The sequence below is a fragment of the Pseudonocardia charpentierae genome, assembly GCF_031845345.1.
Lineage (GTDB): Bacteria > Actinomycetota > Actinomycetes > Mycobacteriales > Pseudonocardiaceae > Pseudonocardia > Pseudonocardia charpentierae.
The window spans coordinates 52128-70019 of the sequence record NZ_JAVREJ010000016.1; the positions used below are offsets into that span (position 1 = coordinate 52128).

25 protein-coding genes and 1 tRNA gene are annotated in these 17892 nt (G+C 73.1%); 13 read left to right on the top strand and 13 right to left on the bottom strand.

Annotation, left to right across the window (positions count from 1 at the left end; translation table 11 throughout):
* Positions 1–3 precede the first annotated feature (3 nt).
* Both RM445_RS21150 and RM445_RS21155 read right to left on the bottom strand, forming a co-directional pair.
* Positions 4–552, bottom strand: coding sequence for a nicotinamidase (locus RM445_RS21150; protein ID WP_311558546.1), 549 nt, complete (start codon positions 550–552; stop codon positions 4–6).
* A gap of 10 nt (positions 553–562) precedes the next feature.
* Positions 563–1921 carry a nicotinate phosphoribosyltransferase gene (locus RM445_RS21155; RefSeq protein ID WP_311558547.1) on the bottom strand — a complete coding sequence of 453 codons (1359 nt, stop codon included), beginning with the start codon at positions 1919–1921 and terminating at the stop codon, positions 563–565.
* Between the two features lie 58 nt (positions 1922–1979).
* Between RM445_RS21155 and clpS the strand changes: the two genes are divergently transcribed.
* Positions 1980–2285, top strand: a complete 306-nt coding sequence (gene clpS, locus RM445_RS21160) for an ATP-dependent Clp protease adapter ClpS (RefSeq protein WP_311558548.1) — start codon at positions 1980–1982, stop codon at positions 2283–2285.
* 4 nt (positions 2286–2289) lie between these two features.
* Positions 2290–2841 (top strand): DUF2017 domain-containing protein, encoded by a 552-nt coding sequence (locus RM445_RS21165; protein WP_311558549.1) that lies wholly within the window; start codon positions 2290–2292, stop codon positions 2839–2841.
* A 38-nt stretch (positions 2842–2879) separates the two neighbouring features.
* Here the strand turns inward: RM445_RS21165 and RM445_RS21170 are convergent, their stop codons facing one another.
* Entirely contained in the window at positions 2880–3164 is a 285-nt protein-coding gene (locus RM445_RS21170; RefSeq protein ID WP_311558550.1) for a SelT/SelW/SelH family protein, read from the bottom strand.
* 76 nt (positions 3165–3240) lie between these two features.
* Here RM445_RS21170 and RM445_RS21175 point away from each other — a divergent pair, with 76 nt between their 5' ends.
* From RM445_RS21175 to RM445_RS21185, 3 genes are read left to right on the top strand one after another with little or no spacing between them, the layout of a single operon-like run.
* Entirely contained in the window at positions 3241–3711 is a 471-nt protein-coding gene (locus RM445_RS21175; protein WP_311558551.1) for a M67 family metallopeptidase, read from the top strand.
* Positions 3712–3756: 45 nt separating this feature from the next.
* On the top strand, positions 3757–4032 hold the full coding sequence (locus RM445_RS21180) for a MoaD/ThiS family protein (RefSeq protein ID WP_311558552.1): 276 nt from the start codon (positions 3757–3759) through the stop codon (positions 4030–4032).
* A 51-nt stretch (positions 4033–4083) separates the two neighbouring features.
* Entirely contained in the window at positions 4084–5034 is a 951-nt protein-coding gene (locus RM445_RS21185; RefSeq protein WP_311558553.1) for a PLP-dependent cysteine synthase family protein, read from the top strand.
* Between the two features lie 163 nt (positions 5035–5197).
* On the opposite strand, the gene RM445_RS21190 is transcribed toward RM445_RS21185, so the two are convergent.
* The 4 genes from RM445_RS21190 to RM445_RS21205 are packed head-to-tail and all read right to left on the bottom strand — an operon-like array spanning position 5198 to position 10158.
* The gene (locus RM445_RS21190; protein WP_311558554.1) at positions 5198–5677 is read right to left on the bottom strand and encodes a hypothetical protein; all 480 of its coding nucleotides are present in this window, start codon (positions 5675–5677) and stop codon (positions 5198–5200) included.
* Entirely contained in the window at positions 5665–6591 is a 927-nt protein-coding gene (locus RM445_RS21195) for a hypothetical protein (protein ID WP_311558555.1), read from the bottom strand. The genes RM445_RS21190 and RM445_RS21195 overlap by 13 nt, the downstream gene beginning before the upstream one ends.
* Before the next feature lie 7 nt (positions 6592–6598).
* Complete coding sequence (locus tag RM445_RS21200) at positions 6599–7747, bottom strand: GTPase (RefSeq protein ID WP_311558556.1); 1149 nt, start codon at positions 7745–7747, stop codon at positions 6599–6601.
* Positions 7744–10158, bottom strand: coding sequence for a hypothetical protein (locus tag RM445_RS21205; RefSeq protein ID WP_311558557.1), 2415 nt, complete (start codon positions 10156–10158; stop codon positions 7744–7746). Before RM445_RS21205 ends, RM445_RS21200 begins: the two co-directional genes overlap by 4 nt.
* 159 nt (positions 10159–10317) lie before the next feature.
* Here RM445_RS21205 and RM445_RS21210 point away from each other — a divergent pair, with 159 nt between their 5' ends.
* Genes RM445_RS21210 through RM445_RS21225 form a run of 4 tightly spaced genes read left to right on the top strand, consistent with a single transcriptional unit; the run spans position 10318 to position 12511 of the window.
* Positions 10318–10950 carry a rhomboid family intramembrane serine protease gene (locus tag RM445_RS21210; RefSeq protein ID WP_311558558.1) on the top strand — a complete coding sequence of 211 codons (633 nt, stop codon included), beginning with the start codon at positions 10318–10320 and terminating at the stop codon, positions 10948–10950.
* A 9-nt stretch (positions 10951–10959) separates the two neighbouring features.
* The gene (locus tag RM445_RS21215) at positions 10960–11319 is read left to right on the top strand and encodes a hypothetical protein (protein WP_311558559.1); all 360 of its coding nucleotides are present in this window, start codon (positions 10960–10962) and stop codon (positions 11317–11319) included.
* Entirely contained in the window at positions 11312–11725 is a 414-nt protein-coding gene (locus tag RM445_RS21220; protein ID WP_311558560.1) for a hypothetical protein, read from the top strand. Before RM445_RS21215 ends, RM445_RS21220 begins: the two co-directional genes overlap by 8 nt.
* 9 nt (positions 11726–11734) lie before the next feature.
* Positions 11735–12511, top strand: coding sequence for an MBL fold metallo-hydrolase (locus tag RM445_RS21225; protein WP_311558561.1), 777 nt, complete (start codon positions 11735–11737; stop codon positions 12509–12511).
* A gap of 7 nt (positions 12512–12518) precedes the next feature.
* Here RM445_RS21225 and RM445_RS21230 read toward each other — a convergent pair whose 3' ends face one another.
* Positions 12519–13013 (bottom strand): DUF2231 domain-containing protein, encoded by a 495-nt coding sequence (locus RM445_RS21230; protein WP_311558562.1) that lies wholly within the window; start codon positions 13011–13013, stop codon positions 12519–12521.
* 72 nt (positions 13014–13085) lie between these two features.
* Here RM445_RS21230 and rph point away from each other — a divergent pair, with 72 nt between their 5' ends.
* From rph to RM445_RS21245, 3 genes are read left to right on the top strand one after another with little or no spacing between them, the layout of a single operon-like run.
* Complete coding sequence (gene rph / locus RM445_RS21235) at positions 13086–13832, top strand: ribonuclease PH (RefSeq protein ID WP_311558563.1); 747 nt, start codon at positions 13086–13088, stop codon at positions 13830–13832.
* Positions 13829–14437 carry an RdgB/HAM1 family non-canonical purine NTP pyrophosphatase gene (gene rdgB / locus RM445_RS21240; RefSeq protein WP_311558564.1) on the top strand — a complete coding sequence of 203 codons (609 nt, stop codon included), beginning with the start codon at positions 13829–13831 and terminating at the stop codon, positions 14435–14437. Before rph ends, rdgB begins: the two co-directional genes overlap by 4 nt.
* A 36-nt stretch (positions 14438–14473) precedes the next feature.
* Positions 14474–15139 carry a TVP38/TMEM64 family protein gene (locus tag RM445_RS21245; protein ID WP_311558565.1) on the top strand — a complete coding sequence of 222 codons (666 nt, stop codon included), beginning with the start codon at positions 14474–14476 and terminating at the stop codon, positions 15137–15139.
* Here RM445_RS21245 and RM445_RS21250 read toward each other — a convergent pair.
* Together RM445_RS21250 and bcp are read right to left on the bottom strand one after the other, a co-directional pair.
* Positions 15140–15213: transfer RNA gene (locus RM445_RS21250), tRNA-Leu, on the bottom strand. It abuts the gene before it with no gap.
* A 129-nt stretch (positions 15214–15342) separates the two neighbouring features.
* A complete protein-coding gene (gene bcp / locus RM445_RS21255; RefSeq protein ID WP_311558566.1) occupies positions 15343–15810 on the bottom strand; it encodes a thioredoxin-dependent thiol peroxidase in 468 nt (155 codons plus the stop codon).
* Between the two features lie 68 nt (positions 15811–15878).
* On the opposite strand from bcp, the gene RM445_RS21260 reads away from it, so the two are divergent.
* Positions 15879–16100 carry a DUF3618 domain-containing protein gene (locus tag RM445_RS21260; RefSeq protein WP_311558567.1) on the top strand — a complete coding sequence of 74 codons (222 nt, stop codon included), beginning with the start codon at positions 15879–15881 and terminating at the stop codon, positions 16098–16100.
* A gap of 54 nt (positions 16101–16154) precedes the next feature.
* On the opposite strand, the gene RM445_RS21265 is transcribed toward RM445_RS21260, so the two are convergent.
* Genes RM445_RS21265 through RM445_RS21275 form a run of 3 tightly spaced genes read right to left on the bottom strand, consistent with a single transcriptional unit; the run spans position 16155 to position 17841 of the window.
* On the bottom strand, positions 16155–16934 hold the full coding sequence (locus RM445_RS21265; protein WP_311558568.1) for a SigB/SigF/SigG family RNA polymerase sigma factor: 780 nt from the start codon (positions 16932–16934) through the stop codon (positions 16155–16157).
* Positions 16931–17353 (bottom strand): ATP-binding protein, encoded by a 423-nt coding sequence (locus tag RM445_RS21270; protein WP_311558569.1) that lies wholly within the window; start codon positions 17351–17353, stop codon positions 16931–16933. Before RM445_RS21270 ends, RM445_RS21265 begins: the two co-directional genes overlap by 4 nt.
* Before the next feature lie 41 nt (positions 17354–17394).
* Positions 17395–17841 carry an STAS domain-containing protein gene (locus RM445_RS21275; RefSeq protein WP_311558570.1) on the bottom strand — a complete coding sequence of 149 codons (447 nt, stop codon included), beginning with the start codon at positions 17839–17841 and terminating at the stop codon, positions 17395–17397.
* Positions 17842–17892 lie beyond the last annotated feature (51 nt).

A 17892-nucleotide genomic window follows, 5' to 3' on the forward strand; every position in this document is an offset into this window, starting at 1 on the left:
CCGTCAGGCGAACGTGACGCCCGCCTGACGCATCTCCTCGACCGCCGTCCTGCTGGTCTCGGGGAGGACCCCCGCGCACAGGTGCAGCAGCACGGTGGTCGCGAAGCCCTCCTCGACTGCGCTCAGCGCGGTGGCCCGGACGCAGTGGTCGGTGGCGATGCCGGCGATGTGGACCTCGGTGACGTCGCGGTCGCGCAGCCAGTCGCGCAGCACCGTGCCCCGGGGCTCGTTGCCCTCGAAGCCGGAGTAGGCGGCGGCGAACGACCCCTTGTCGAACACCGCTTCGATGGGCGCGACGTCGAGGTCGGGGTGGAAGCTCGCGCCCGCCGTCCCGGCGCGACAGTGCACGGGCCAGGTGTCGACGAAGTCCGGATCGGCGCTGAAGTGCGCCCCCGGCTCGATGTGGTGGTCGCGGGTCGCGACCACGCGGTCGTACGGCGTCGACCGCAGCCACTGCGAGATCGCGCCCGCCACCGCGGCGCCACCCGTGACGGGAAGCGAGCCGCCCTCGCAGAAGTCGTTCTGGACGTCGACGAGGATCAGCGCGCGCATCTGTAGTCCCTCAGGAGTCGGCCGGGAAGACGGTCGGGATCGCGGGGTCGCCCTTGGAGAGTTTGAGGCCCTCCCACGGCACCGCGATCAGCGCCCTGCGCAGGTGCTCGCGCGACTGCTCCAGGCTCGGCAGGCCGTCGACCGGCTCGCCGCCGCGCATCAACGGCACGGGGACCGCGCGGTCGTGCGGGCCGAGCTCGGGCGGCGTCGCCCTGCGGTGCACGACCTCCTCCACGGCCGTGCCGGTCGGCTTGAACCGGCGGACCGCCGACTTCGCCCCGCCGCGCGACTCCTTCGACGCACTGCGCTTGGCCACCGGCCGGCCGTCGACCTCGACCAGCTTGTAGACCAGGCTCGCCGTCGGTGCACCGGAGCCGGTGACCACCGATGTGCCCACGCCGAAGGAGTCGACGGGCTCGGCGCGCAACGCGGCGATGGCGTACTCGTCGAGGTCGCCCGAGAGCACGATCCGGGTGCCGGTCGCGCCCAGCCCGTCGAGCTGGTCGCGGGCCTGCCGGGCGAGCACACCGAGATCGCCGGAGTCGATGCGGATCGCGCCGAGCTCGGGGCCCGCGGCGTCGATCGCGTTCTCGATGCCCTGCCGGATGTCGTAGGTGTCGACCAGCAACGTCGTCTTCGTGCCCAGGCAGCCGACCTGGCCGCGGAAGGCCGCGACCTCGTCGTCGTGCAGCAGGACGTAGGCGTGGGCGGCGGTGCCCGCCGTCGGGATGCCGTAGCGCCGGCCCGCCTCCAGGTTCGACGTCGCGCTGAACCCGGCCAGGTACGTCGCGCGGGCCGAGGCGACCGCGGCCTCCTCGTGGGTGCGCCGCGACCCCATCTCGATCAGCGGGCGGCCCGCGGCGGCGGTGACCATTCGCGCGGCCGCCGCGGCCACCGCGCAGTCGTGGTTGAACACCGACAGCGCCAGCGTCTCCAGCACCACGGCGTCGGCGAACGTGCCGCTGACCGACAGGATCGGCGAGCCGGGGAAGAACAGCTCGCCCTCGGGGTAGCCGTCGACGTCGCCGGAGAAGCGGTAGTCGGCGAGCCACTCGATCATCGGGCCGCCGAGCACCCCGGACAGCCGCTCCAGCTCGGCCTCCCCGAACCGGAACCGGGTGATCGCCTCGAGCAGCCGGCCCGTACCTGCCACCACCCCGTAGCGGCGGCCGTCGGGCAGCCGCCGGGCGAAGACCTCGAACGTGCACCGGCGGTCGGCTGTGCCGTCGGCGAGGGCGGCGGCGACCATCGTCAGCTCGTAGTGATCGGTGAACAGCGAGGTCGGGACGGCACCGATCGGAGCAGTGGTCCCGGCGCCGGACGAACCCGGGTGCTGCTGTGCCCTCGATCCGCCTGCATGCTCACTCATGGAGGCTCACCTTAGGTGGCCTGCACGTTCTGCGTCGCGGGATGTCACCATGGGGCGCATGACCGCCGCACCCCCACCTCTGCCGACGGTGGACCCGGTCATCGTCCCGTCGCCGACCGAGGACGTCACCGGTGACGTCCCGTGGCAGGCGATCGTGTGGAACGACCCGGTCAACCTCATGTCGTACGTGACGTACGTGTTGCAGAAGCTCTTCGGTTATCCCGAGCCGCAGGCGACCGCACTGATGCTCGACGTGCACCACAAGGGCAAGGCCGCCGTGTCGTCGGGCGACAAGGACAAGGTCGAGGGCGACGTCGCGAAACTGCACGCCGCCGGCCTCTGGGCCACCATGCAGAGGGCCTGACGGCGTGAACGGATGGAAGCGTGCCGGCCGCGGTGGCCGCCAGCGGCTCGTCGCGACGCTGGATCCCCAGGAGGCCGCGGTGCTGCGCGGGCTCGTCGACGAGGTCCGCCGGATGCTCGACTCGCGGTCCGCGGAGCAGCCGCGCGACGAGCTTGAGGAGCTCACCGGGCTGCAGACCGGGCCGTCGACGAAGCCCGACGACCCCGTGCTCGCCCGGCTGCTGCCCGACTTCGCCACGGACGACACCGATCTCTCCGGCGCGCTGCGCTCCCTGCACGAGCCGGAGCTGATCGCCGCCAAGGACGCTGCGGCCACCGTGGTGCTGGACACGCTGCCGGGCGCCGGCGGGCGGGTCGAGCTCACCCCGGAGCAGGCCGACTCCTGGCTCTCGGCCCTCAACGACGTGCGCCTGGCCCTGGGCACCGCACTCGACGTGAGCGAAGACATGCCGGACGAGCTGCCGCCGGACGACCCGCGCGCCGGCCACCTCGGCGTCTACCACTGGCTGACCTACGTCCAGGACGGGCTGGTGCAGTCGCGGATGGCCCTGCGCTGAGCGTGCGTCGACACCGCACGGAGGTCGAGCAGCTTTCCTCAGGTGGCGGCGCGGTCGGTGTGGCCGAGGCTGCGGTCCGGCGCGACCCGGTCGCGGACCAGCTGCTTGAGCCGGCTCAGCTCGGGGAAGCCGCCCTGCTCGCCCCGGTCCCACAGCACGTCGTCGTCGAGCCGGACGGTGAACACGCCACCGACGCCGGGCACGAGCGCCACCTCGCCGAGGTCGCCGGGAAAGCTCGTCAGCAGCTCCTGGGCGGTCCAGCCGGCACGCAGGAGCCAGCGGCACTGCGTGCAGTAGGTGATCTCGAGGCGCGGTCGGGGCACCGGTCCAGCATGCCAGCGCTGTGAGTCCCGCCCGTGAGGCGTGCGTGTCACCGGAGGCGCCACGTAGGCTGACAGGGTGCTGGTGATCCGAGCCGATCTCGTCGACGAGATCCTCGCCCACGCCCGCCGGGACCATCCGGACGAGGCGTGCGGCGTCGTGGCCGGACCCGAGGGCTCGGACCGGCCCGAGCGGTTCATCCCCATGCTCAACGCGGCGCGCTCGCCCACGTTCTACGAGTTCGACTCGGGCGACCTGCTGCGGCTCTACCGCGACATGGACTCCCGCGACGAGGTGCCCGTGGTGATCTACCACTCGCACACCGCGACCGAGGCCCACCCGTCGCGCACCGACATCTCCTACGCCTCCGAGCCCGAGACGCACTACGTGCTCGTCTCCACCCGCTCGCCTGCGTTGTTGAACGGGGCCGAGCGTGAGTTCCGGTCGTTCCGGATCGTGGACGGCGTCGTGACCGAGGAAGACGTCGAGGTCGTGGAGAGTTACATGTTCGCGCACACCGGCGCGGACGACGTTCCCGACAACGGCTGAGCCTGCGCGCGCCGTCCCGTTCACCACCCGATCTGGAGCACCACCGTGGCAACCGTGTCCATCCCCACCATCCTGCGCACCCACACCGGCGGTGAGAAGTCCGTCGAAGCCAAGGGCGCCACCGTCGCCGAGGTGATCGACGACCTCGACTCGCGGCACACCGGCCTGCGCGACCGGCTGATCACCAACGGGAACCTGCACCGCTTCGTCAACATCTACGTCGACGACGAGGACGTCCGCTTCGCCGGTGGTCTCGAGGCCCCGGTGAAGGACGCCTCGACCGTCACGATCCTGCCGGCCGTCGCCGGCGGCATGCGCTAGCGCACTCGGGGCCCGGGCGACCGGGCCCCTTTTGCACGCAGAGGAGGCGTCATGGCCCGCTACGACTCGCTGCTGCAGGCCGTCGGCGACACGCCGCTGGTGGGGCTGCCGAACCTGTCGCCCGCACCGGACGTCCGGCTGTGGGCGAAGCTCGAGGACCGCAACCCGACCGGCTCGATCAAGGACCGGCCCGCGCTCGCGATGATCGAGCGCGCGGAGGCGGACGGCGTGCTCACGCCGGGCTGCACGATCATGGAGCCCACGTCGGGCAACACCGGCATCTCGCTGGCGATGGCGGCCAAGCTCAAGGGCTACAAGCTGATCTGCGTGATGCCGGAGAACACGTCGATCGAGCGCCGTCAGCTGCTGGAGATGTACGGCGCGGAGATCATCTCCTCGCCGGCCGCGGGCGGGTCGAACCAGGCCGTCGCGATGGCCAAGGAGCTGTCCGCGGCGAACCCGGAGTGGGTGATGCTGTACCAGTACGGCAACCCCGCGAACGCGGACGCGCACTATCGCACCACCGGCCCGGAGATCCTGCGCGACTGCCCGGAGATCACCCACTTCGTCGCCGGGCTGGGCACCACCGGCACGCTCGTGGGCACCGGCCGCTTTCTGCGCGAGAAGAAGCCGGACGTGCAGATCGTGGCCGCGGAGCCGCGCTACGGCGAGCTGGTCTACGGCCTGCGCAACCTGGACGAGGGGTTCGTCCCCGAGCTCTACGACCCGTCGGTGCTGACCGGGCGGTACTCGGTCGGCAGCTACGACGCGCTGCGCCGCACCCGGGAGCTGGTGGAGAAGGAGGGCATCTTCGCCGGCATCTCGACCGGCGGGATCCTGCACGCGGCACTGGCCGTGGCCGAGAAGGCCGCAGGGGCGGGGGAGCGGGCGGACATCGTCCTGGTCGTGTGCGACGCGGGGTGGAAGTACCTGTCGACCGGGGCGTACTCGGGCGCGCTGGACGACGCGGCGGAGGGCATCGAGGGCCACCTCTGGGCCTGAGTGGGTCCTGCGGCGCGGCGTCCGTCCGCCGGGCAGCGTCCGGTCCGTCCGTCCGCTCGTGCCGCCGCCGGACGATCAGCCAGGCTGATCGTCCGGCGCCAAATGAGCCCTCCCGGCGGGTATCTGCCGCCGCACGATCAACCGAGCTGATCGTGCGTGCCGATCAGCGGACCACGCGGAACGCCACGCGCAGGAGGCGGATCAGGTCGATCGAGACGTCGACGTCTTCGGCCTGCAGTTCGCCGCCGTCGAGCGTGCCGGGCAGCGTGACCTGACCGAGCGCGGAGACCTGGTGCAGCATCTGGCCGAGGAACTGCTGGGTCAGGCCGACGACACGGTCCAGCGAGGTCGGGGCGAGGTCGACGTCGCTCGCCGCACTGATCCGGCCCTCGCCGAAGCGGAGGTGCAGCTCGGTGTGCACGACCCGGCCCAGCCGCACCGTCAACGTGCCCGTCACCGGCAGCCGGCGGTCCGTACCGACCTCGGCCACCACCCCCGACAGCTCCGCGGTGCTGCGGTCGTCGCCCGTGCCGCGCCACATCCCGCCGACGCTGAACACCAGCTTCGCCCGGCTGCGGGTGGCGACCGCGGTGATGCGGGTGTCGAACGCCGACGGGTCCGCGACGGTCGTCAGAGCAACCACACCAGCAGCGTCAGCACCAGCACTGTCGCCGCCAGCACCCCGAACGCCGCCATCAGCGGCACCACCGCGATCCCCGCCACCGCCGCGACCCCCACCCGCCGCGCCGGCGTGGCCGGGGGCGGCACTTTTTTTGCCTCCACCACCGGCTGCAGCGCGGTGCACCGCGCCAGTCGGGGGTCGGTGCTCTCGACGAGCACGGCGACGGGGGAGGCGGGGTCGAGCAGCGGCTGGGCGTCGGCCGCGCCGCCGACGAGATTGAGCAGCAGGGCCCGCCCGGGGGTTCCGGTGACCAGCGACGTGACGCGCGCCGTGAACGCGGCCCGCGGTGCGGGGGCACCGACGGCGCCGATCCAGTCGCCGGCCACGTCGGGGGCGTCGGGCACGGGGGCGAGGGCCGCGAGCGCCGCCATCGCCCGCCGGGACACCTCAGGAACCGGACGAGCGGCCCGTTCGTCGGAACCTGTCGGACGAGTGGGCCGCTCGTCCGCCAGCAGGCGCGGGGACGCCGGCTCGGCGAGCCAGCGCTCGACGTCCGCAGCGGGGAAACGGGTGTCGAGCGCCGCCGCCAGCCGGCCGCCGGGCCGGGCGCCGTGCGTCGCGGCGACGTCGTCGATCCACGCCCCCGTCACGGCCGGGACGCACGCGGCGTCGGCCACGCCGCAGGGCCCGTCGAGCACGAGCGTGTACCGCACGACGGTGCCCACCGCGTCGATCCGGGACGACGGGATGCCGGACAGGTAGGCCGCCCAGCGGGCGCCGTCCGAGGTGACGAGCACGGTCGGGTGGTCGAACGCCGTCGCGTCGCGGTAGGCCCGCCACCAGGGCTCCGGCGGCGCACCGCCGAGGAAGGCGTAGTCCGTGGCCCGCGCCGTGCCACGGGTCTGGACGAAGGCCCGCACGCCGGGCTCTACCACCGGATCGTCACCACTGGCGCACGCGTCCGCCGGCGTCGCGCCGGGCCAGGTCCGCCACGACGTCGGCCAACGCCGACACCCGCGCGTCCGCCTCGCCCGCGCGGTGGCCGCTTACCAGGGCGGTGTGCGTGCGGCGGGCCCGCTCGCCGCTGAGGTGGTACCAGATGTTGCGGATGAAGCCCTCGTCGCGCTCGGCGTACTCCCGCGCCTGATCCGCGCTGGACCGCTTCTCCTCGGCGACGTCGGACTCCACCCGCTGCTTCGCGGCCACCAGGTGCTTGCAGAGGGCGATCAGCACGTCGTCGGCGCCCTTGACGGCCTGGCGGGCGGGCCAGCGGACCCCGTAGTGCGCCGCGAAGGCGACCCCGCTGGGCTCGCGCGGGTCCGGCGTCCACTCCGCGTGCAGGATCTCCACGCAGCCGATCGTGTCGACCGGTGCGTAGACCACCCGCACGTGCGGCGCCTCCGCGGGCACGGCCTCGATCACGTCGGCGTAGACCCGGCGCACGCGGGACAGCAGCTCTTCACCCTCGTCGCGGCGCCCGCCGTTGTCGTCGAAGTACGACTCGCACTTGACGGGGCAGAGCATCAGCAGCGCGGGCTCGTCCGGTCGCCAGTTGCGTTCCTTGAGCCACTGGCGCACGACCTCGCCGACCTCCGGCGTGGTGAGGATCGACGGCACCGCGCGCAGCTGGGACGCCGACGTGGGCTCCATCAGCACCGCGGCGTCGACCGGCACCAGCAGCACGCTGCACTGCTGCAGGAACCGCTGGCAGGCCTGCCAGTCGCCGTCGCGGTCGTGCGGGCGGGTGGCCGGGTCCAGCCAGCCGCCCGGGTAGTCGAGCAACTCCAGCCGGATGCCCGTGCCCCGGACACCCGAGTCGAGCAGGAGCTGGAAGGTGAACGGCTCCTCGGTGCCGCGCAGCGCGCCCGGTGTGAACTCGCCGGCGAGCAGCGAGCCGTCGAGCTCGCGGCGGTGCTGGGCGATCCGCTTCTCGGTCGCCGTGCCGAAGGGCCGCAGCGACACCGGCGTGCCCTGCAGCAGCCGCTGGCTGTCGCGCAGCAGCGCGGTGATCAGCGAGGTCTTGCCGACCCGCGACGGGCCGACGAGCCCGATGCGGAAGACCAGGTCCTCGTCCAGGGGCGCCGGGCTCATGCCTTCTCCTCCGCCAAAGTCGCGACCAGGGCGTCGCGGGTCCGGACCACGGCGGCGACGCGCGCGTTCGCGGCGTCGATCTCGCCGAACACACCCGGCCAGATCTCGTCGCGGTACGAGCGGGCGAGCCGCTTGAACTCCCGCTCGGAGTCACCCGACCGGATCATCGTGTCCTCCAGTTGCTCGGCCGCGGCGTGCAGCACCAGCGCCGGGGTGACGCCTTCGCGCAGCAGGAGCGCCTTCTTCGTGAGGTACGCGGCCTGCTCGGCCATCTGCACGACGAACGCGTACAGCTGCTCGGCGCCGTCCGGCGAGACCTCGACGACGACCCGGTTGCGCTGCTCGCCGGTGACCGGGTCGCGTTCCTGCAGCGTCAGCCCGTCCAGCTCCGCGCGTACCCGCGGGTGCAGCTGGGAGCGGTAGTCCAGCCGCACGGTGAGCAGCTGCTCGACGGCCCGGCGCAGCCGCGGACAGGGCTCGGAGGCGTCGGCGAGGAGCGCGGCGAACCGACGCAGGGCGTCTTCGCCCGACGTCGCGTCGGACTCGGCGTCGGATTCAGGGCCCAACAACGCCCCCGTGTGGTCGCGGAGGATCTGCGCCACCCGCTCCCACAGCGCCCGCACCCGCGCGGCGAAGTAGACGTCGATCTCCTCGAAGGAGCTGCTGATCTCCACCCGGACCCGGTTGAGCTCGTCGCCGGCGTAGCGGCTGCTGTTGCGGTCGACCGTCATGCTGCGCAACGCCTCGTCACGCCAGGCCCGCTCGCCGGTCCCGAGGCCGCCCGTGATCCAGCCACGGGTCGCGGCGTAGGCGTGCTCGACGGCGTCGGTGTACGCCTGGTCCTCCCCGGCTGCCCGCGCCTGCGCCCGCAGCTCGCCGACCAGCCCGACCAGCGCGGCCGACAGGTCCTGCCGGAGGCGGCGCGAGCGCAGGTCGAGGTCTTCGGCGACGCTGCCCGACGACTGCGCCACCGACGCCAGCACGCGGCGGAGGTCGTCGGCGAGCGTCCCGATCCGCTGGGCCGTCGCGTGCAGCTCGGCGCGGGTGCCGGCCACGGCGGCGGCGTCCATCGCGGGCATCCGTGCGGCGAGGTGGGCGAGCACGGGCGACAGGACGCGGGTGAAGACGTCGCCGGTGTCCGCGGCGTCGCACTCCAGCACCTGGAAGAACTGGTCGGCGACGCCGCTGTTGACCTGGCCCCGGACGTGGTCGCGCAGTGCGGTGACCAGTGCGTCCGCCGTGTCGCCGGTGTTCAGGACGAGGAAGACGAAGTCGCGCCGGTCCACGAAGCCGCGGGCGGAGTCGATGAGGTCGAGTGCGCGCGCGTCGGCGTCGCCCCAGTAGGCCATGCCCTCGACCGGCCGCTTCACCATCAGCACGGCGTCGACCTCGTTCTGCAGGCCGCCGACGTGGTGCTGGTCCGCCCGCGCCGCGAACTCCCCGAGCCCCGGCAGGTCCACGATTCCGAGGTGGCGCACCTGCGCGTGCGGGAACGGGCAGTCGATCCGGACGTCGCGCACCGCCAGGTAGCGCCGCGCGACGGTGCCCGGCGCCTGCTCCTCGGCGTTCGTCGGGTAGGCGACCCACGGGCGCAGCTCCTCCAGCGGCAGCACCCGCTCGCCGCCGGTGAGGTCGTGCTCGTAGGTGGGGAACGACGCCTGCATGGCGCGGAGCCGGTTCAGCATCGTGACCCAGCTGGGGCGGTCCGCGGGAGCGTCGTCGGGCGCGGCCGTCAGGCGAAGCCCCTCGACGCGACCGCCGTTGGCGTCGGAAGCCGGCGAGCCTGGCGGCCGCGGAGAAGGGTAGGGCCAGCTGCGGAACTCGTCCGGGGTCGCCGGCAGGCCCGCGATGTCCAGCTCGGCGTGGTAGGGCGCGACGACGTCCGTGGCGAAAGTGTCGAACGAGTGCAGCCGCAGCGTGGCGCGCCGCAGGTCGGGGGCGTGGAAGATCCGGCTCCGGACGGCGGTGACCGGCAGCGCCTGGCCCGTGGGGATCTGGTCGTCGCCCAGTCCGGAGACCGACTGGAGCAGCGTCGACTTCCCGACCCGGGCCTGCCCGCTGACACCGACGTTCACCGTCTCGCGGGCGAGCCGGGCCTCCAGCACCCGCAGCAGCCGCACCGCCTCCGCGGCGCCTTCGCGCGCCTCGGCGAAGGGCAGCACCAGCGCCTCGCGCAGATCGGTGGGCGTCGTGGCGTGCGCCCGGAGCGCATCCACGGCGGAGGCGAGCGACGCGAGCTGTTCGTCGACCGTGCGCCAGCGCTGGACCTCGGCGGTCACCTCGGGCAGTAGGCGGCGGCGGTCGGCCAGGATGCCGGCGATCCGCGCCTCGGTGTCCGACGCGGTGCCGGGCGTGCCCGCCTGCCGATCCGCCGTGGCGTCCGGGACGGGAGCCGTGGTGCTGGTGCTCACGCCTCCGATGGTAAGGGGGCGCTAGCCGGGGCCATGAGACCGCGGGACCAGGTGGGGTGCTGCGGTTCTGCGCAAAGGCCGCGGTCTCATGCCCCCGTTCCCCGCTGACTGCGCCGTGACCTCACCGGGGCGGTACCGGAACTCGGTAACGTCGTTGCCATGGCCCCCGCTGCACGCGTCTTCCCGGCCCGGCCGCTGCAGGCGCTCATGATGATCCTCTCGTTCACCGTGGTGCTGTGGGTCGTGGAGTTCTACGACCAGATGACGGGCGAGCGCCTCGACGCCGACGGGATCGTCCCGCGCAGCGTGGACGGTCTTGAAGGCATCGTGTGGGCGCCCCTGCTGCACGCCGGGTGGGCGCACCTCATCGCGAACACCCTGCCGTTCGTGGTCTTCGGTTTCCTGGTGCTGGCGCACGGGATCGGGCGGTTCGTCTCCGTCACCGCGATCATCTGGGTGGTTGCCGGCCTGGGCGTGTGGTTCACCGCGCCGTACGGCAGCGTCACCGTCGGGATGTCCGGGGTGATCTTCGGCTGGCTCACCTACCTGCTCGTCCGCGGGTTCTTCGCGCGCAGCGGCGCCCAGATCGTGCTGGCGCTCGTCGTGTTCTTCCTGTGGGGCGGGATCCTGCTCGGGGTGGTGCCCGGGCAGGAGGGCGTGTCGTGGCAGGGCCACCTGTTCGGCGCCGTCGCGGGGATCTTCGCGGCATGGCTGGTCGCCCGCCGGTCCCGCCGGGCGACGACCGGCGCGTTGCCGGATCCGGCCGCCCGGCAGCGGGGCCGCCCGGTATAGCGTCGCGGTGTGTACGACGCCCTGGCGCTCGCCACGCTCCTGGCCACGGGCGCGCTCGCGGTGCTCGGGCTCGTCCTCACCGCCCTGAACCGGCCGCCCGGTCCCGAGTTCAAGATCGCTGTGGGCGTCGTCGTCGCCCTGCTCGCCGTGCAGGCCGCGATCGGCGCCGTCCGTGCGTTCGGCGTGACCCTGCCCGAGCAGAGCACGTTCCTGATCTACCTGGCGGTGTCGGTCTGCGTGCTGCCGATCGCCACCCAGTTCGCCTACGCCGAGCCGACCCGCTGGGGCGGCACGGTCGTCGCGGTCGGTGCCGTCGCGACGCTCGTGGCGGTGCTGCGGCTGCAGGGCTTGTGGGTCCCGGGTGGCTGAGGCTCCGGGTCGGAAGGCACGGGCGACGTCGACGGGTGCGGGGCGGATCCTCGTCGCCGTCTACGGGATCTTCGCGCTGTCGGCGACGGCCCGGGCCGCCGTCCAGATCGCCGGGAAGTTCTCGAACGCGCCGCTGGCCTACCTGCTCTCCGCCCTCGCGGGGGTCGTCTACATCCTGGCGACCGTCGGTCTCGCGAGCACCCGGCCGTGGGCGCGCCCGCTGGCCTGGACCGCCGTGCTCTTCGAGCTGACCGGCGTGCTCGTCGTCGGCACCCTCACCGTCCTCGACGCGGGCGACTTCCCCGACGACACCGTGTGGTCGTTCTACGGCCGCGGCTACGGGTTCATCCCACTCGTGCTGCCGCTCGTCGGCCTCTGGTGGTTGCACCGCACACGGGCCCGCTAGTTTGCTGGCGTGCGCCTGACCGTCCTGGGCTGCTCGGGAAGCGGCCCCGGGCCCCTGTCGCCCGCCTCGGGCTATCTCGTCACCGCCGGCGACACGCGACTGCTGCTGGACCTGGGCAACGGCAGCTTCGGAGCGCTGCAGCGCCACCTCGACCCGTGGCTGCTCGACGCCGTCGTGCTCTCCCACCTGCACGCCGACCACTGCGCGGACATGGCCAACCTCGTCGTGCACCGCCGCTACCACCCCGGGCCGCCAGCGACGATCACCCCGCTGCCCGTCTTCGGCCCGGCCGACACGGCGACGCGACTCGCGATGGCCTACGCCGCGTCGCCGGAGGAGCGGGAGTCGACGGACCTGTCCGACGTGCTCGCGTTCCGCAAGGCGGCGGACGGCGCGAGTCTCGGCGACGTCGCGGTGCGGGCGACGCCGGTCGCCCACCCCGTCGAGGCGTACGCGGTGCGCGTCGAGCAGGGCGGCGCGAGCCTGGTCTACAGCGGCGACACCGGCCCGTGCGCGGAGCTGGTCGAGCTCGCCGGCGGCGCGGACGTGCTGCTGTGCGAGGCATCGTGGCCGCACATCGTCCCCGGGCGGTGGACGGAGCCGCCCGGAGAGCTGCACATGTCCGGCAGGCAGGCGGGCGAGCACGCGGCCGCGGCGGGCGTGGGCCGGCTGCTGCTCACCCACATCCCGGCGTGGTGCGATCCCGCAGCCCTCCTGGCCGAGGCGCAGGAGGCGTTCGACGGACCCATCGAGGTGGTCGCGCCCGACGCGACCTACGACGTCTGAGCGTCGCTCAGCTCTGCCAGACCGCCGCGGATCCGGCGTGCCCGATCCACACCACCAGCCCGGTGACAGCCAGTCCGGCCAGCGCGGCGAGAACGCCCGTGATCACGGTGATCCGATGCAGCGACCCGACGTTCGACCTGGTGGCGTGCGCGGCGCCGGGGCCGTCGACCGCCGCGTCGGCGCGCCGCCCGACGAGCACGGTGGCCGCCAGCAGCGCGAGGTAGACCAGCGCGGGGATCAGCAGCGTCTCGGCGCGCTCTTCGTGGATCTCGATCAGCGGGCCGCCGCCGCCCAGGCTCTGCTTGAGCTGCTCCCCGGTGGTGGTCGCGACGGGGATGGCGAAGACGCCGGCGGCGGCGAGCAACAGCACCCAGACGCCGAGGTGACGGCGCCAGACGGGCCGCGCGACCACCAGCAGGGTGGCGACGGCCGCGAGCGGCAGGAGCACGACCACGGCGTGTACGACCAGCGGGTGCGCCGGGATCCCGTCGACGGTGAGCATGCGGCATTGAACCCTGTATCGGGTGTGAACGGTGTGACCGGGCACGAATCCACCACCACCTAATCTACGGGGGTGACTCGAGCAGACGGACGGTCCGACGACGAACTGCGCCCGGTGCGCCTGACCCGCGGTTTCCAGCAGCATCCGGCCGGATCGGTGCTCGTGGAGTTCGGCGGCACGAAGGTGCTCTGCGCCGCCAGCGTCACCGAAGGCGTGCCGCGCTGGCGCAAGGGCTCCGGGCTGGGCTGGGTGACCGCCGAGTACGCCATGCTGCCGTCGGCCACCCACACCCGCAGTGACCGCGAGTCGGTCAAGGGCCGCATCGGCGGTCGCACCCACGAGATCAGCCGGTTGATCGGCCGCTCCCTGCGCACCAGCCTCGACCTCGCCGCACTGGGCGAGAACACCATCGCGCTCGACTGCGACGTCCTGCAGGCCGACGGCGGCACCCGCACTGCCGCGATCACCGGCGCGTACGTCGCCCTCGCCGACGCCGTCACGTGGCTGGGCGCGCGCGGCCGGCTCGCCGACCCCAAGCCCCTGGCGTGCCAGGTCGCCGCGGTGAGCGTGGGTGTCGTCGACGGCCGGGTGCGGCTGGACCTGCCCTACGAGGAGGACTCCCGTGCGGAGGTCGACGCGAACGTCGTCGCGACCGACACCGGCACGCTGATCGAGGTGCAGAGCACGGGGGAGGGAGCGACGTTCACCCGGCGCACCCTCGACGCCATGCTCGACGTGGCCCTGCGCGGGATCGCCGACCTGGTGGCCGCGCAGAGCGCGGCGCTGGCCGCTCCGCTCCCGGGTGGTCCGCGGGAATGACCGACCTCCTGCTCGCCACACGCAACCCCGGCAAGCTCGTCGAGCTGCGGCGGATGCTGGATAGCGCCCAGATCGCCGGGATCAGGGTGCTGGGCCTCGCCGACCTCCCCCCGTTCCCCGAGGAGCCCGAGACGGGCGCGACGTTCGCCGAGAACGCGCTGGCCAAGGCTCGCGACGCCGCGAAGGCCACCGGCCTGGCGTCCGTCGCCGACGACTCCGGGCTCGCCGTCGACGCGCTCGGCGGGATGCCGGGGGTGCTGTCGGCGCGGTGGTCGGGCCGCCACGGCGACGACCGGGCGAACCTCGAGCTGGTGCTCGGCCAGCTCGCCGACGTCCCCGACGAACGCCGGGGGGCGGCGTTCGTCTGCGCGGCGGCGCTCGTGGTTCCCGGCGGCGAGGACATCGTGGTGCACGGCGAGTGGACCGGGCGCCTGATCCGCGAACCGCGCGGCACCAACGGCTTCGGCTACGACCCGATCTTCGTCTCCGACGGCGAGGACCGGACGTCGGCCGAGCTGGCGCCCGAGGAGAAGGACGCCCTGTCGCACCGCGGGCGGGCGATGCGCGCGTTGCTGCCGCACCTGCAGGCGCTGACGGGGCGCTGAACCGGCCGCCTGGCCGGTCTCGGTACCGTCGAGGCGATGAGACGCAAGCGGATGGTCGGCGCGGTCGCACTGGCCGTGTCGACGATCGCGGCTCTCGTCGTGCTGGGGCGGATCGGTCCGACCGGGTTGAACGCGGCGGCGGTGCAGGACGCCGTACGAGGCGCGGGGGTGTGGGCGCCGGCGCTGTTCCTCGTCCTGCAGGTGCTCGTCACCGTCCCGCCCGTCCCGCGGACGATCTTCACCATGGCGGCGGGGCTGCTCTTCGGGTCCGCGTTGGGGGTGGCGGTGGCCGTCGTCGCCACCGCGCTGGGCGCGGTCGTGGCGTTCTGGCTCGTGCGCCTCACCGGTGGGGGCGTGGTGGAGCGGTTCGCCGACCGCCCGCCGGTGGTGTGGACGCGGCAGCGGCTGGACCGCAGCGGCCTGCTCGCCGTGACGTCGCTGCGGTTGATCCCGGTGCTGCCGTTCTCGCTGCTGAACTACGCCGCAGGGCTGTCCGGGGTGCGGTTCGCCCCGTACCTGTTCGGCACGATCCTGGGCACGGCGCCCGGCACGATCGGGCTGGTGGTGCTGGGCGACGCCGTCACGGGCCGGGTCTCGCCCGCGATGCTCGCGATCTCGGTGGCGGGCGGCCTGGTCGGCACGATCGGCGCCGCGGTGGCGGCGCGGCGGCCGCACCTGGAGCGGGCGGCAGCACCTGAGTAGTGCCGGCGGCGGGATTCGAACCCGCACTGACGCGGACCTAAACCGCGGCTCTCTGCCAGTTGGAGTACGCCGGCTACTCCATTCGCCGATCGGGTGGACCGGCGACGCGGCCAGCATACGGATCCGGCGCTGGCCGGCGGCGTGAGGTGAACATGAGCGCTCTTCGCGGCGTCCGCGACAGCGCTGGTGTGCACCTCACGCGCTCAGACCTTCAGGTCCTTCCGAAGCTTCGCCACGTGCCCCGTCGCCCGGACGTTGTACAGCGCCTCCTCGATCCGTCCCTCGGGGTCGACCAGGAACGTCGAGCGGATCACGCCCGTCACGGTCTTGCCGTACATCTGCTTCTCGCCGAACGCGCCCCACGCCGTCAGCGCCTGCTTGTCGACATCGGACAACAGGGGGAACGTCAGCCCCTCGGCGTCGCGGAACTTCGCGAGCTTCGCCGGCTTGTCCGGCGAGACCCCGAGCACGTCGACGCCGGCGTCGTTGAGCTCGGCCAGGTTGTCGCGGAAGTCGCAGGCCTCCTTGGTGCAGCCGGGGGTGCCGGCGGCCGGGTAGAAGTAGACGATCACGCGCCGGCCGCGGAAGTCGGTCAGCGAGACGGGCTTGCCGTCGGCGTCGGGAAGGGTGAAGTCGGGGGCCGGGTCACCGGCCTGCAGGCGTTCGGTCATGGGCCCATCCTGGCAAGCGGTGACCGGTGATCTACCGTGTGCCCCACCGTCGGACCAGAGGAGGCGCTGTGGCGCGGGACCCGGACACGATCCAGCGCGAGATCGAGCGGAGCAGGGACGCCCTCGCCGCGAGCCTCGACGTGCTGAGCGCGCGCGTGAACCCAAAGAAGCTCGCGGACGACGGCCGACAGGCGGCCGCGGCGAAGCTCGCCGACCCGAAGATCAAGTACGCCCTGTACGCGGTCGGCGCGCTGGTGGCCGTCGCGCTCGTGCGCAGCATCTTCCGCTAGCCGGTCCCGTCGGAGCCGTAGTGCTGGAGACAGCAGTACGGCTCCGACGCGGACTCAGTTGACCCGTGTCTCCGGGTCCAGCCGGCTGCGCAGGCGGTCCAGGGTCTGTGTGAGCAGCCGGGAGACGTGCATCTGCGAGATGCCGACCTCCTGGGCGATCTGCGTCTGCGTCATGTTCCCGAAGAACCGCAGCAGCAGGATCGTGCGCTCGCGCGGCGCGAGCTCGGCCAGCACGGGGCGCAGGGCCTGACGGAAGTCGACCCTGTTCATCTCGGCGTCGGCCTCGCCGACCAGCTCACCGACCGTCGCGCTGCCCTGCTCCGACGAGAGCATCTCGTCGAGCGACGAGCTGCGGTAGGCCTCCGAGGCCTCCAGCCCCTCCAGCACCTCGGACACCGGCAGGCCGAGCCGCTCGGCGATCTCCGTGGGTTTCGGTGCGCGCCCGAGGCTCTGCGACAGCTCCGAGACCACCCCGTTGATCGAGACGTGCAGGTCCTTGAGCCGCCGCGGAACGCGCATCGACCAGCCGAGGTCGCGGAAGTGCCTGCGCACCTCGCCGCTGATGGTGGGCACCGCGAAGGAGAAGAAGTCGCTGCCGCGCTCCGGGGAGAACCGGTCGACGGCGTTGATCAGCCCGACCGTCGCGACCTGGACGAGGTCGTCCAACGGCTCACCGCGGTTGGAGAAGCGGCGCGCGATGTGTTGGGCGACGGGCAGGAAACCGGTGACCAGCTCGGCGCGCAGGGCGTCGCGACGCGGGTCGCCCGCATCTGTGGAGGCGTACTCCTCCAGCAGGGGGATGAGGTGTCCGTACTCCGGGTCCGCCCTCGTCACCGCGGCACGTCGCCGGCGCTCTTGTCCAGCCTGATGCCGACGGTGGCCCGCCGACCCTCGGTAGCGGCCTCGTGGAGCACCTCGACCTCGTCCGCCAGGGTCTGCAGGACCCGCCAGCCGAACGTGTCCGTCGAGAGGACGGTGTCCGCCTTGGCCGCCTCGACCTCGGCGTGCACCCGGATGCGTTCGGGCCGGACGAGGAAGCGGCACTGCAGGACGGAGGTCGGCTCCGCGGCGTCGACGAGGGTGGCGCACGCCTCGTCCACGGCCATCCGCAGATCCGAGATCGCGTCGAGGTCGAAGTCGGCCCGCGCTGCGAGGTCGGAGGCCACGGCGCGGATGGTCGGGATCAGCGCGGCGGTCGCCGACGTCCGGACCTCCACGGTGGACATCCCGTCGAGCGTTTCGGCGTCGGACACGCTGGCAGCTCTCCTTCGGGTCGTACGAGGGTCTGTACTGGTCATCTTCCTACTTCCCCGGAGGGCGGAGCAACGCCCGGAGGCGGTGCGACGTCAAGAGCTGCGGCGGCGAGAGCGGAGGCGACGTCGTCGAAGGTGTCGAACAGTGCGTCCGCCCCGGTCACCTGGAGGGGACGGGTGACGGCACGGGAGGCGGCGACCAGCCGCAACCGCGCGCCGAACCCGGCCACGCGCCGGGCACCGCCGATGAGCACGGCCAGCCCGCTGGAGGCGAGGAAGGTGACGCCGCTCAGGTCGACGACGACGCCGGAACCCTCGGAACGTGCGGCGTCCAGCGCCTCGTCCAGCCCGGCCTGCAGGCGGGCGGCGGTGAGCGTGTCGATCTCCCCGTCCACCTCGAGCAGGACGCTGCCGGCTCGAGGGCGTGATACCTGCGTGTCCAGCGGCAGGCCCACCCCGAAGGGCTCGGGCGTGACGGCTTCGGACACGACGGACACCTCCGGGGGCTCGGGCGGGACGGAAGTCGACCCCACCGCGCA